This window comes from Stenotrophomonas sp. YJH_SMC_91 (assembly GCF_059368495.1).
On record NZ_JCAFRT010000001.1, the window covers coordinates 201,300 to 214,927 of the forward strand.

11 protein-coding genes are annotated in these 13,628 nt (G+C 65.7%); 6 read left to right on the forward strand and 5 right to left on the reverse strand.

The window, feature by feature from the left end; translation table 11 throughout:
• Positions 1-86 precede the first annotated feature (86 nt).
• The 3 genes from coaE to AC5P5X_RS00905 are packed head-to-tail and all read right to left on the reverse strand — an operon-like array spanning position 87 to position 2,840.
• Positions 87-698, reverse strand: a complete 612-nt coding sequence (gene coaE / locus AC5P5X_RS00895; RefSeq protein WP_495215878.1) for a dephospho-CoA kinase — start codon at positions 696-698, stop codon at positions 87-89.
• Positions 699-709: 11 nt separating this feature from the next.
• Complete coding sequence (locus AC5P5X_RS00900) at positions 710-1,573, reverse strand: prepilin peptidase (protein WP_005410800.1); 864 nt, start codon at positions 1,571-1,573, stop codon at positions 710-712.
• A gap of 7 nt (positions 1,574-1,580) precedes the next feature.
• Positions 1,581-2,840 (reverse strand): type II secretion system F family protein, encoded by a 1,260-nt coding sequence (locus AC5P5X_RS00905; RefSeq protein ID WP_099474767.1) that lies wholly within the window; start codon positions 2,838-2,840, stop codon positions 1,581-1,583.
• Positions 2,841-3,192: 352 nt separating this feature from the next.
• Here AC5P5X_RS00905 and AC5P5X_RS00910 point away from each other — a divergent pair, with 352 nt between their 5' ends.
• The 3 genes from AC5P5X_RS00910 to pilB all read left to right on the forward strand — a co-directional run bounded on the left by AC5P5X_RS00910 (position 3,193) and on the right by pilB (position 6,146).
• Positions 3,193-3,630 (forward strand): pilin, encoded by a 438-nt coding sequence (locus AC5P5X_RS00910; protein ID WP_043035129.1) that lies wholly within the window; start codon positions 3,193-3,195, stop codon positions 3,628-3,630.
• 152 nt (positions 3,631-3,782) lie between these two features.
• Positions 3,783-4,190, forward strand: a complete 408-nt coding sequence (locus tag AC5P5X_RS00915) for a pilin (RefSeq protein ID WP_099474769.1) — start codon at positions 3,783-3,785, stop codon at positions 4,188-4,190.
• 222 nt (positions 4,191-4,412) lie between these two features.
• Entirely contained in the window at positions 4,413-6,146 is a 1,734-nt protein-coding gene (pilB, locus tag AC5P5X_RS00920) for a type IV-A pilus assembly ATPase PilB (RefSeq protein ID WP_062605785.1), read from the forward strand.
• A 125-nt stretch (positions 6,147-6,271) separates the two neighbouring features.
• Here the strand turns inward: pilB and AC5P5X_RS00925 are convergent, their stop codons facing one another.
• The gene (locus AC5P5X_RS00925) at positions 6,272-7,645 is read right to left on the reverse strand and encodes a sigma-54-dependent transcriptional regulator (RefSeq protein WP_005410795.1); all 1,374 of its coding nucleotides are present in this window, start codon (positions 7,643-7,645) and stop codon (positions 6,272-6,274) included.
• Positions 7,646-7,705: 60 nt separating this feature from the next.
• The gene (locus tag AC5P5X_RS00930; protein ID WP_005414304.1) at positions 7,706-9,319 is read right to left on the reverse strand and encodes a sensor histidine kinase; all 1,614 of its coding nucleotides are present in this window, start codon (positions 9,317-9,319) and stop codon (positions 7,706-7,708) included.
• Between the two features lie 357 nt (positions 9,320-9,676).
• On the opposite strand from AC5P5X_RS00930, the gene sucC reads away from it, so the two are divergent.
• From sucC to AC5P5X_RS00945, 3 genes are all read left to right on the forward strand, one after another.
• Positions 9,677-10,846: an ADP-forming succinate--CoA ligase subunit beta gene (gene sucC / locus AC5P5X_RS00935; protein WP_004154430.1), complete on the forward strand. Its 1,170-nt coding sequence runs from the start codon at positions 9,677-9,679 to the stop codon at positions 10,844-10,846.
• A 21-nt stretch (positions 10,847-10,867) separates the two neighbouring features.
• Positions 10,868-11,743, forward strand: a complete 876-nt coding sequence (sucD, locus tag AC5P5X_RS00940; protein ID WP_005410793.1) for a succinate--CoA ligase subunit alpha — start codon at positions 10,868-10,870, stop codon at positions 11,741-11,743.
• Between the two features lie 239 nt (positions 11,744-11,982).
• Positions 11,983-13,617: an NAD+ synthase gene (locus tag AC5P5X_RS00945; protein ID WP_024956776.1), complete on the forward strand. Its 1,635-nt coding sequence runs from the start codon at positions 11,983-11,985 to the stop codon at positions 13,615-13,617.
• The last annotated feature ends 11 nt before the right edge of the window (positions 13,618-13,628 follow it).

A 13,628-nucleotide genomic window follows, 5' to 3' on the forward strand; every position in this document is an offset into this window, starting at 1 on the left:
GCTGGCCGGCAATCGAATCGGCCAGTAGATCCACGCCACGCGTGGATGCGCTTTGGTAGTGCCGGCCGCTGGCCGGCAACCAGGCCTCAAGCCCCGGCCAAGCCCAGATACCGCGCATGCAGCTGTTCCACCTGCACCTGCAGGTCCTCCGGCTGCCCATCATTGACCACTACGTCATCGGCCAGTGCCAAGCGCTGCGCACGGCTGGCCTGCGCAGCAATCATCCGGTCGGCCAGCGCAGCATCAATGCCATCGCGCTGCATCAGGCGGGCGTGCTGCACGGCTTCCGGAGCATCCACCAGCAGCACCCGGTCCAGCCAAGGGTAGGCCTTCCGCCCGCCCACCTCGGTCAGCAGCGGAATGGCCGCAATCGCATAGGGGCTCTCAGCCTGCTCGCACTGCTGTTGCATCAGCAGGCGGATGGCCGGGTGGGTGATGGCTTCCAGCGCTGTCCGCTCGGCCGGATCGGCAAAGACGTGGGCGCGCAGGCGGACCCGGTCCAGGTTGCCGTCGGCCAGCAGCATGTCGGCGCCGAAACGCTCGGCAATGCGGGCCAGCGCCGGGCTGTCGGCAGCCACCACGGCCCGGGCGGCCAGGTCGGCGTCGGCCACCACGATGCCCAGCGCTTCGAAGCGCCGGGTCACTTCACTCTTGCCCGAGGCGATGCCACCGGTCAGGCCAACCACATAGCGGCTCATGGGGACTCCCCTCAGCGCAGCCCGCTCATCACCATGTACTGCTCCACCAGCGGCGCGCCCCACATGAAGTACAACCAGCCGGCAATGGCCAGGTAAGGGCCGAACGGAATCGGCGTGGCGCGGTCACGGCCCCGGCTGTACAGCCAGATCGAGCCGATGATGGCGCCCAGCACCGACGACAGCAGGATGATCGGCAGAATGCCCTTCAGCCCGCACCAGGCGCCCAGCGCTGCCAGCAGCTTGAAATCGCCGTGGCCCATGCCCTCCTTGCCGGTCAGCTGCTTGAACAGCCACCAGACCGTCCACAGCGACAGATAGCCCACCGCCGCGCCCACCAGGGCGGGCTTGGCCGGCATGTACAGGTTGTCGATGCTGCCTATCAGCCCCAGCCACATCAGCGGCAGGGTGAGCTGGTCGGGCAGCAGCTGGGTGCGCAGATCGATGCCGGACAGCGCGATCAGGAAGCAGGTCAGCACGATGGCGCCGAAACCCTGCCAGCCGAAGCCGAACTGCCAGACGCAGGCCACCACCAGCAGTGAGGTCAGCGCCTCCACCAGCGGGTACTGCAGCGAGATCGGTGCCTTGCAGTGGCGGCACTTGCCGCCCTGGATGATCCAGCTGAACAGCGGGATGTTCTCGTACCAGCTCAGCTTGTGCTTGCAGTGCGGGCAGTGCGACGGCTCGACCACGATCCCCGGTGGGGGCGGTTCATAGAAGTCCGGTTCCTCCAGGACTTCGCGCGCATCGCGCTTCCACTGCCATTCCAGCCGCTTGGGCAGGCGCAGGATGACGACGTTCAGGAAACTGCCCAGCAGCAGTCCGAAGGCAGCCGCGGCGGGGTAGCCGAGGCCAGGATGCTGGTCGAGAAAAGCCATGTATGTGTTATCCGACGACGGCGCCGAGTTTGAAGATGGGAAGGTACATGGCAATCACCATGCCGCCCACAATGGTACCAATGAACACCATGATCATCGGTTCCAGCAGGCTGCTCAGGGCATCCACCGAATTGTTGACCTCCTGCTCATAGTACTCGGCCACCTTGAACAGCATGGCGTCCAGCGCACCAGCCTCTTCGCCGATGCCGGTCATCTGGATGACCATGTGCGGGAACAGGTTGGTCTGTTTCATCGACATGTTCACCGGGTAACCCACCGAGACGTCGTCGCGCATGCGCAGCACCGCCTCTTCGTACACGGTGTTGCCGGTAGCACCGGCCACGATGCCCAGCGCCTCCACCAGCGGTACGCCGGCCTTGAAGGTCACCGCGGTGGTGCGCGAGAAGCGGGCGATGGCGCTGTTGTGCATGATCTGCCCGATCACCGGCACCTTCAGCACGAGCCGGTCCATCGCATGCTGCATCTTCGGCGAGCGCTTGTAGGACATGACCAGGGCGACCGCCGTACCGATCGCGACCAGCAGCATCAGCCACCACCACGACACCATGAATCTCGAAAGGTTCACCACCATCTGGGTGAAGGCGGGCAGCTCGGCACCAAAGCTCTTGAACACGTCCTCGAACTGCGGCACCACGAACACCAGCATGATGCCGCTGACCAGCATGGCCACCACCACCACCATGATCGGGTAGAACAGCGCTTTCTTGATCTTGCCCTTCAGCGCTTCGATGTTCTCCTTGTAGGTGGCCACCGTGTCCAGCACGGTTTCCAGAACGCCGGCACCTTCGCCGGCCCGCACCAGGTTGCGGTACAGCTCGTCGAACTGCACCGGGTGCTTGCTGATCGCCTCGTACATCGAGGAGCCGCCCTCGATGTCGGTGCGGATGGTGTCGACCAGCTTCTTCATCCGCGGGTTCTTGTGCCCGCTGGCGATGATGTCCAGCGCCGACACGATCGGCACGCCGGATTTCATCATCGTGGCCATCTGCCGGCTGAAGAAGGCGATGTCCTTGGGCTTGACCGGGCTGCCGGCGGCGCCGAACAGCGGCTTCGGCTTGGGCTTGACCTGGCCCGGGTTGATGCCCTGGCGGCGCAGCTCGGCGCGCAGCAGGTTGGCGTTCTTGGCCAGCTGCTCGCCCTTCATCTTCACGCCCCGCTTGTCGGTCCCCTCCCAGACAAACGGCTGCAGCTCCATGGTGGCGCGCGCCACCGGCTCTTTCTTGATCGCACTGCGACTGACAGACATGTTGGCTCCCCAAGACCCGCCATCCCCAGGCGGGTAACTAGCCATCGATGGTAGCGGGTTCAAGGGCGGATGGGCAGTTGGCAGGCGGCCCAGCGTGCGATTTCGTGCCGGGTGCCGACCAAAGGTGACGTACTGCGTCACATTGCCGCGTCCATCGCAGATTCGGAAGCGGGGGGTTCCCATCCGCGAAATTGCTGCCATCATGGGCGCGGGGAAATCCAGGGGGAGGCGTGCCGGGGTTGGCACGCAACCTGCGTTGATCCACCCGCAGGGCGCGGGGCCCGCTCAACCGGCGTTGTCCGGTCCGATCCCGTGCACTGAACTCAACCACCACTATCTTGGGGATGTACCAATGAAGAACCAGAAGGGCTTCACCCTTATCGAACTGATGATCGTCGTCGCGATCATCGCCATCCTGGCCGCCATCGCACTGCCCGCCTACCAGGACTACACCTCGAAGTCGAAGGTCACCGCTGCGCTGGCCGACCTGGCCTCGCACAAGACCCAGTTCGAAATGGAAGTCAGCAACGGTAAGACTCCGACGCTGGAATCTGCCGGCTTCCAGAGCAAGGAAACCGGTAGCTGCTCGGAAATCACCGTGGCTAAGACCGGCATGAAGTGCACCATCCGTGATCCGGGTCGTATTGGCACCAGCTCCAGCATCTCGCTGGACTATGCCGAAGCAACCGTCGACGCTACCTCGGGCGCGATCACCAAGGCTGGCGGTTTCAGCTGCACCACGGTGTCGGTCGATAAGAAGTTCCGTCCGGCTGGCTGCACTGGTACCTAATACTCTTGACCTGACAGGCATGGGAGTTTGCTGCTCCTGTAGCTGTCATCAGAGTTGACACAAGGCCCGCTTCGGCGGGCCTTGTGCTAACTGGAGTACGAATCCCGGTCGGCACGCAGCAATGGGGATTGCTGGACAACACAGGGGGAATCATGAACACGCAGAAGGGCTTTACGCTCATCGAGCTGATGATCGTGGTGGCCATCATCGGCATTCTGGCGGCCATCGCGACGGTGGCGTTCCAGCCATACATCATCCGTACCCAGCTGACGGCCGCGCTGGCCGACATCAGCCCGGGCAAGATGCTGGTTGAAACGGTCGTCTATGAAAACCGCTCGGCCAGCCTGGTCACCCCCGAGTTCATCGGCGGTGCCCAGAACGCCCACTGCTCGAACGTTGAAGCCGAACTCAGCGATTCCGGTGTCGGCCACATCAGCTGCACCCTCAAGGGACACAGCGCGCTGGACGGCAAGGACCTGATCCTGCGCCGCTCCGCCGAGGGCATCTGGAGCTGCGATGGCAGCGCGTTCGAAACGCGCTATCGCCCGACCGGCTGCTGATCACACTTCAGCGCTCCGATGGGATGCTGGCTGCCCCTTGACGGGGCTATCATCCCCGGGGGAGTCAGGATCGTGCCTGCCGGGCCGGGAGTGCCGGGCAAGGCAGTGTTGCTCATGGATTGGCGATGCCGATGGCCATTGGGTCGCGGCGGGTTCTGCTGCCCCGTGCGGTGTCCGTGCAAGACGCACGGCATGGCATGACCCCATGAGCCAAGGATTCATATGAACGCTGTCACCACCGCCAATCTTGTCGGCATCACCGGCCTGGCCCGTCGCCTGGTGCAGGACGGGGCCCTGGACGAGGCCACCGCCCGCGACGCCATGGCCAAGGCCGCCGCCGCGCGCCAGCCGCTGCCGACGTGGTTCGCGCAGAACAAGCTGGTCAATGCCTCGCAGCTGGCCGCCGCCAATGCGGTCGAGTTCGGCATGCCGCTGTTCGACGTGTCCACCTTCGACGCCAGCCAGAACGCGATGAGCTTGGTCAGCGAGGAGCTGCTGCGCAAGCACAACGTGCTGCCGCTGTTCAAGCGCGGTGGCAGGCTGTTCGTCGGCACCAGCAACCCGACCCACTCGCTGGACGAGATCAAGTTCCATACCAACCTGGTGGTCGAGCCGATCCTGGTCGACGAGGACCAGATCCGGCGCACGCTGGAACAGTGGCACGCCAGCCATGACACCCTCGGCGACGCCCTGGGTGGCGATGACGATGGCATGGGCAACCTGGACGTGGCGGCCGGCGACGAGGATCTCGGCGCCACCGGCGGCGATTCCGGCATCGACGCCAAGGGTGACGACACCCCGGTGGTGAAGTTCGTCAACAAGGTGCTGGTCGATGCGATCCGCAAGGGCGCCTCGGACATCCACTTCGAGCCCTACGAAGACGATTACCGCGTGCGCCTGCGCATCGACGGCCTGCTGAAGATGGTGGCGCGCGCGCCGGTGAAGCTGAACCAGCGCATCGCCGCGCGCCTGAAGGTGATGGCACAGCTGGACATCGCCGAGAAGCGCGTCCCGCAGGACGGCCGCATCAAGCTCAACCTGTCCAAGACCAAGCAGATCGACTTCCGCGTCAGCACGCTGCCGACCCTGTTCGGCGAGAAGGTGGTGCTGCGTATCCTCGATGGCAGCGCGGCCAAGCTGGGCATCGACAAGCTGGGTTACGAGCCGGACCAGCAGAAGCTGTTCCTGGATGCCATCCACAAGCCGTACGGCATGGTGCTGGTGACTGGCCCGACCGGATCGGGCAAGACCGTGTCGCTGTATACCGCGCTGGGCATCCTCAACGACGAGACGCGCAACATCTCCACCGCCGAAGACCCGGTGGAAATCCGCCTGCCCGGCGTCAACCAGGTACAGCAGAACAACAAGCGCGGCATGACCTTCGCCGCGGCGCTGCGCTCGTTCCTGCGACAGGACCCGGACATCATCATGGTCGGCGAAATCCGCGACCTGGAAACGGCGGAGATCGCGATCAAGGCCGCGCAGACCGGCCACATGGTGCTGTCCACGCTGCATACCAACGATGCGCCGCAGACCATCGCGCGCCTGATGAACATGGGTATCGCGCCCTACAACATCACCAGCTCGGTGACGCTGGTGATCGCCCAGCGCCTGGCGCGCCGCCTGTGCGGCAACTGCAAGCGTCCGTCCAGCCTGCCCGAACATGCGCTGCTGGCCGAAGGCTTCACCCAGGCGCAGCTGGATGCGGGCATCGAGCTGTACGAGGCCGTGGGCTGCGACGAATGCACCGAGGGCTACAAGGGCCGGACCGGCGTCTACCAGGTCATGCCGATGACCGATGAGATCGCCACCATCGTGCTGGCCGGTGGCAACGCGCTGCAGATTGCCGAGGCGGCGCAGCAGATCGGGGTGAATGACCTGCGCCAGTCGGCATTGAAGAAGGCGGCGGCGGGCATCACCAGCCTGGCCGAGATCAACCGCGTTACCAAGGATTGAGGTAGATCCACGCCATGCGTGGATGACGCGATGCATGGGGTTGCCGGCCAGCGGCCGGCACTACCAGGTCGGTGGTACGCGCCGGGTCAGAGCCCTTTCCTTTGGAAAGGGATCCGACCCCGGGTTTACTCCATCCCCAGCTTCTTCAGCTTGTAGCGCAGCGCACGGAAGGTGATGCCCAGCTGCGCGGCGGTACGGGTCTTGTTCCAGCGGTTCTCTTCCAGCGCACGCTGGATGGCGCTGCGCTCGAGCTGCTCGATGTAGGAGGGCAGGGCGGCGCTGCCCGGCTGCAGGTCGGCCACGGCTTCGGCGGGCGCGGCACTGCCGGGTGCACGCGGCGCGTGCTGCGGCAGGCGCAGGTCATCGGCGCCGATGCAGTCTTCCTCGGCCAGGGCCAGCGCACGTTCCAGGATGTTCTCCAGCTCGCGCACATTGCCCGGGAACGCGTACTGCGCCAGTGCTTCCAGCGCCGACGGCGCCAGCAGCGGGGTGGCGCGGCCGTGGCTGCGGGCCAATCGGGCCAGCACGGCCGCGGCCAGTTCGGGCAGGTCCTGGCGGCGCTCGCGCAGCGGCGGCACCTTCAGTTCGATCACGTTGATGCGGTAGTACAGGTCGTGGCGGAAGCGCCCGTCCTCGACCAGCTCGGCCAGATCCTTGTGGGTGGCCGAGAGAATGCGGACATCCACCGGCTCCTCGTTGGCCGCGCCCACCGCGCGCACCGACTTTTCCTGGATCGCGCGCAGCAGCTTCACCTGCATCTGCAGTGGCAGTTCAGCCACTTCGTCCAGGAACAGGGTGCCGCCATGCGCAGCCTGGAACAGGCCAGGCTTGTCAGCGTGTGCGCCGCTGAAACTGCCCTTGCGGTGGCCGAAGAATTCGCTCTCCATCAGCTCGCCGGGAATGGCACCGCAGTTGACCGGCACGAACGGGCCGGCCGCGCGCGCGCCCTGGGCATGGATGGTGCGTGCAACCAGCTCCTTGCCGACGCCCGACTCGCCGAGGATGTAGACCGGCGCCTGGCTGCGCGCGACCTTGCCGATGGTGGTGCGCAGCACATCCATGGCCTGCGAGTGGCCCAGCAGGCGCCCGCCCTGTTCGGCGTTGGGGCCCGGTGCGGGGCGCTCGGCGTTGTTGAGTTCCAGCGCGTGCTTGACCAGTCCGCGCAGCACCGAGATGTCCACCGGCTTGCTGACGAAATCGAACGCACCGGCCTTCAGTGCCTCCACAGCGAGATCCATGCTGCCGAATGCGGTGATCATCGCCACCGGCGTGCGCGGGTAGTGCTGGGCGATCTCGCTGACCAGTTCGATGCCGTTGCCATCGGGCAGGCGCATGTCGGTGATGCACAGGTCGTACGGATTGCTGGCCAGCAGCTCACGTGCCTCGGCCAGGTTGGCGGCGGTACTGATGCGCAGCCCCATGCGGCCGAGGGTCAGCACCAGCAGTTCGCGGATGTCGCGTTCGTCGTCGACGACGAGGGCGCTGCGGGTTTCATTCATGGGCGTGAAAGATAAACGAGGGGGCTGGAAGCGACAAATGTTTGACGCACAGAATGGGGATCAGCTCGGTAGCAGCGTATGTGGACCGGGCAGCACCAGGCGGAAGCAGGAGCCACCGGCCGGCACCGCGATGTAGTCCAGGCGGGCCTGGTTGGCCCTGCACAGCTCGCGCGCGATGTACAGGCCCAGTCCCGTGCCATGCTCGGACGTGGTGAAGAAGGGCCGGAACAGCTGCGCAGCCACGCTCTCCGGGATACCCGGGCCACGGTCCATCACGTCGATCACCGCGCTGCGTTCGTGCTGGGCCACGCGCAGCCGCACCCGTGCAGGCTGCTGGCCGATGCGGCCGTACTTCAGTGCGTTGTGCACCAGCACGGTCAGCACCTGGTAGAGATGCTTGGCGTCGACCTGGGCCATCACCGATGTGTCGCTGATGATCGGTTCGATGCTGTCGGTCTCCAGGGTCTGGCCCTGCTTGTACTCCAGCACGAAGCGGCGCACGAAGGCGACCAGGTCCACGTTCTCGGGCGTGGCGCGTTCGCGCCGTGCCAGGCCCAGCACGCTCTCGACGATGCCGTTGGTGCGCTGGCACTGCTGGCGGATGATCTGCAGCAGGCGGCGGTCGCTTTCGTTGAAGCCGGTGCCTTCCTCGAGCAGCTGCACGGCATAGTTGATCGCCGCCAGCGGATTGCGGATCTCGTGCGCCAGGCTGGCCGAGAAGCGGCCCATGGCCGACAGAGTGAGCGATTCGGCGCGGCGCGAGACCACGCTGGAATCGTCCAGGAACACCAGCGCAAGGTCGCTGCCGGCCAGCAGGCGGGCAAAGCGTGGCTGCACTTCCGGCTGGTCGGGGTTGAGCTGCAGCGGCAGTTCGTCCTGTGCCCAGCCATTGCGCCAGCGCTGCAGCCGGCGCGCCAGTTCCGGTGCGGCACTGGCCAGGTCCAGGCGCCCGCTTTCGCCGTTGCCGTCGTTGTCGCCCAGCAGCATCGAGGCGGCTTCGTTGGCCAGGGTGATGCGGTTGTCGGCGTCCACCACCAGCACGCCGGTGCGCATGCGGCGGATGATCAGTTCGTTGATCTGGAACAGGTTGGCGACTTCATCGCCGCGCTGGTTGGCCAGCTGCTGGTTGCGGCGGGCGCGGTTGCCCACCTGGTAGCTGATGAAGGCCAGTGCCAGGTAGCTGGTGGCGAACATCGCCAGTTCGGCGAGGGTGCGGGTGGGGTCGCCGCCTTCCAGCAGCTTCCAGGTGTACTCGACGCCGGTGGCCAGGCTGGCGGCCAGCGCCAGGCCCAGCCCCAGGCTGAGCGGCAGCAGAGTGGCGGCGGCGGCGATGTTGAACAGCAGCGACATCGAGATACCGGCACTGGCGCCGGGCAGGGCGTGCGACAGCAGGGTGGCAGCCACGATATCCACCAGCACGCCACTGACCACGATCGGGCGCAGCCAGCGTTCGTTGCGGCCGACCACCAGGGCCAGCAGCGACAGGGCCAGATAGATGACCGCAACGACATCGGCCAGCCGCGGGTGGTGGGCTTCGCCGACCATGGCCGACAACGGGCTGTAGAGCAGGGCGGCAATGACCGTAGCGATCAGCACCCGGTACAGCGCGAAGAAATACAGTTCACGCCGCGGAATCGATTCGATGCGGTCAATCAATGAAGCACTGGGTGACACGCCGGAACTCCCCTTCTGGCTGCCTGGGTCTGGATTCTGCGGCGGGCCTGTCCGGCGTCCCCTGAAGTCGGGCCGGCACGTCGCGTTTGCGAAGGGCAGTATAGGGCCCTCGGCCGGGCGCCGCCGAAGTGGTCCGGATCGCGCATTTGGCCCGTTGCGGACACCGGTGGCCAGCCCCGGCCCGGGCGCAACTGCCTGAATGACGGTGGAAATCTGCCCGCGTCTGGCGTTTTGTACAGACTTCTTTGCGCCCCGGCGCCGGCTCGGCCACAATAGTGGGCCCGCCGCGGTCCATGCCGGCGCCCCGCCGGGGCCCTGAGGAATTGCGTGCGGTCGTTCCTATTCCCACGGTGACGCATGAATTTCCACGAATACCAGTCAAAACAACTGCTTGCCGAGTACGGCATCCCGGTCCCGGCCGGCAAGGTCGCTGCGACCCCGGACGAAGCGGTTGCCGCTGCCAACTCCCTGGGCCAGGGCCCCTGGATGGTCAAGGCGCAGATCCACGCTGGCGGCCGCGGCAAGGCTGGCGGCGTCAAGTTCTGCAAGACCACCGACGACGTGAAGGCCGCTGCGGCCAAGATGCTCGGCACCAAGATGGCCACCTACCAGACCGCTGGCGTTGAACTGCCGGTCAACCTGGTGCTGGTGACCACCGCCGGCGAGATCGTCAAGGAACTGTACCTGTCGGTGCTGGTCGACCGTGGCACCAAGACCATCACCTACATCGCCTCTTCGGAAGGCGGCGTGGAGATCGAGCAGGTCGCTGCTGAAACCCCGGAGCTGATCCACTCGCTGAACGTCGACTTCGTCGAAGGCGTGCAGGGTTACCACGGCCGCGATTTCGGCTTCAAGCTGGGCCTGACCGCCAAGCAGGCCGGCCAGTTCGCCAGCATCATGGTGAACCTGTACCGCCTGTTCAACGAAAAGGACCTGGCCCTGGTTGAAATCAACCCGCTGGCCATCCTGGACGACGGCAACCTGTACGCGCTGGACGGCAAGTTCGACAGCGACGACAACGCCGCGTTCCGCCAGAAGGCCCTGGTCGCCATGCGCGACAAGACCCAGGAAGATCCGACCGAAGTGATCGCTTCGGAACTGGACATCAACTACGTCACCATGGACGGCAACATCGGCTGCATGGTGAACGGCGCCGGCCTGGCCATGGCCACCATGGACGTCATCAAGCTCAACGGCGGCGAGCCGGCGAACTTCCTGGACGTGGGCGGCGGTGCCAACAAGCAGCGCGTCATCGAAGCCTTCAAGCTGATCCTGTCCTCGGACAAGGTCGAAGGCATCTTCGTCAACATCTTCGGCGGCATCGTCCGCTGCGACATGATTGCCGAAGGCATCATCGCCGCCGTGAAGGAAGTGGGCGTCAAGGTTCCGGTCGTGGTGCGCCTGGAAGGCACCAACGTGGAAGAAGGCAAGCAGCTGCTGCGTGACAGCGGCATGGCCATCATCCCGGCTGACAACATCAACGATGGCGCCAAGAAGATCGTTGAAGCTGTCAAGAACGCCGCCTGATACCGACACCAAGGAATTCCAATGTCTGTTTTGATCAACAAGAACACCAAGGTGATCGTGCAGGGCTTCACCGGCCAGCAGGGCACCTTCCACGCCACTCAGATGATCGAGTACGGCACCCAGGTTGTCGGCGGCGTGACCCCGGGCAAGGGTGGCACCACCCATATCGACCTGCCGGTCTTCAACACCGTTGCCGACGCCGTGCAGAGCACCGGCGCCAACGCCTCGGTCATCTACGTGCCGCCGCCGTACGCGGCTGACGCGATCCTGGAAGCCGCTGCTGCCGGCATCAAGGTCATCGTCTGCATCACCGAAGGCATCCCGGTGCTGGACATGCTGCGCGTCAAGAACGTGCTGACCCGTTCGCATCCGGACACCGTGCTGATCGGGCCGAACTGCCCGGGCGTCATCACCCCGGGTGAGTGCAAGATCGGCATCATGCCGGGCCACATCCACCAGCCGGGCAAGATCGGCATCGTGTCGCGTTCGGGCACCCTGACCTATGAAGCGGTCAAGCAGACCACCGAAGTCGGCCTGGGCCAGTCCACCTGCATCGGCATCGGCGGTGACCCGATCAACGGCCTGAACTTCGTCGACTGCCTGAAGCTGTTCAACGAAGACCCGCAGACCGAAGGCATCATCATGGTTGGCGAAATCGGCGGCGACGCCGAAGAAGCCGGCGCCGAGTACATCAAGAACCACGTGAAGAAGCCGGTCGTCGGTTTCATCGCCGGTGCGTCGGCTCCGGCCGGCAAGCGCATGGGCCACGCCGGTGCGATCGCCTCGGGCGGCAAGGGCACTGCCGAAGGCAAGTTCGCCGCCATGGAAGCGGCCGGTGTTGTCACCGTCCGCTCGCCGGGCGACCTGGGCGCTGCCATCGCCAAGCTGGTCAAGTAAGACCGCTGGGCGGGGGATTGTAGAGTCGACTGTTAGTCGACTGCTCTTCCCTCCGGCTGCTGAAACAGAAAGGCCGCCTCCGGGCGGCCTTTCTGCATCTGGCGCCCTGGCCATCCCGGCAAGCTCATCCACGCATGGCGTGGATCTACTGAGCCGGGGCTGTCCACGCAGCGAGCGCGCCCGGCGCGCGCATGGCGCAGCGCTACAATGGCGGCATTGCAACCACAGGCTGGATTCCCATGGCTTCGATCCGCATCGCGATGGCGCAGTTCGACTTCCCGGTCGGCGACGTCGCCGGCAACACCGAGCGCATCATCGAGATGATCGGCCAGGCGCGCGACGAGTACGGCGCCGAGCTGGTGATGTTCCCCGAGCTGGCGGTGAGCGGTTATCCGCCGGAAGACCTGCTGCTGCGCCCGGGCTTCCTGTACGAGTGCGAGCAGGCAATGATGCGCATCGCCGGTGCCTGCCGCGGCATCACGGCGGTGGTCGGCTGGCCGCAGGCGGCTGGCGCGGTGGTCTACAACGCCGCCAGCGTGCTGCGCGATGGCCTGGTCGAGCAGACCTACCGCAAGCGTGAGCTGCCCAATTACGCCGTGTTCGACGAACGCCGCTACTTCGATGTTGATCCGGACGGTGGCAGCTGCGTCTTCGAGGTCAACGGCATTCCGGTGGGTTTGCTGATCTGCGAGGACCTGTGGTTCGCCGAGCCGCTGGCCGACACCGTGCGCGCCGGCGCGCAGCTGGTGGTGGTACCCAATGCCTCGCCGTACGAGCGCGGCAAGCACGCCCAGCGCGATGCGGTGCTGGCCGCACGCACCCGCGAGAGCGGGGCAGCGATTGCCTATCTCAATGTGGTTGGTGGCCAGGATGCGCTGGTGTTTGATGGCGCCTCGGTGGTGGCCGATGGTGATGGCACGGTGCACCCCGCCGCCGCCGCCTTCGTCGACCAGTGGCTGGTGGTGGAGTACGACGGCCAAACGCGCCGCTTCATGCCGCACGTGTGGATGGACGACGGCGACGAGAGCATGGACGCGCTGGCCTGGCGCGCGGTGACCCGTGGCATCCAGGACTACTGCCGCAAGAACGGTTTCAAGAAGGTCTGGCTGGGCCTGTCCGGTGGCATCGATTCGGCGCTGGTACTGGCGCTGGCGGTCGACGCGCTCGGCGCCGAGAACGTCACCGCTGTGCGCCTGCCGTCGCGCTACACCGCCGGCATGTCCAACGACCTGGCCGCCGAGCAGTGCCAGGCACTGGGCGTGAAGCTGGAAGCGGTCTCGATCGAGCCGGCGTTCAAGGGCCTGATGGAATCGCTGGCGCCGATGTTCGAAGGCACTGCGCCGGACGTGACCGAAGAGAACCTGCAGTCGCGCAGCCGTGGCGTGATCCTGATGGCGCTGGCCAACAAGTTCGGAGGGCTGCTGCTGACCACCGGCAACAAGAGCGAGTACGCCGTCGGGTATGCCACCATCTATGGCGACATGTGCGGTGGCTACGCGCCGTTGAAGGACCTGTACAAGACCGAGGTGTTCGGCCTGTCCAAGTGGCGCAATACCGTGGGCGGTGCGCCGGTGATCCCGCCGGCGGTGATCAGCCGCCCGCCGTCGGCCGAACTGCGCGAGAACCAGCTGGACCAGGACTCGCTGCCGGCCTATGACGTGCTGGACGGCATCCTGTACCGCTACATCGACCAGGAGCAGTCGCGCACGGAGATCGTTGCCGCCGGTTATGACGCGGCCGTGGTCGACCGCGTGCTGCGCCTGGTGCGCATCAGCGAGTGGAAGCGGCACCAGGCCGCGCCAGGCCCGAAGGTGTCGCGCCGCGCTTTCGGTCGCGAGCGTCGCTACCCGATCAGCAACGGCTACAAGGGTTGAGGTAGCCGTTA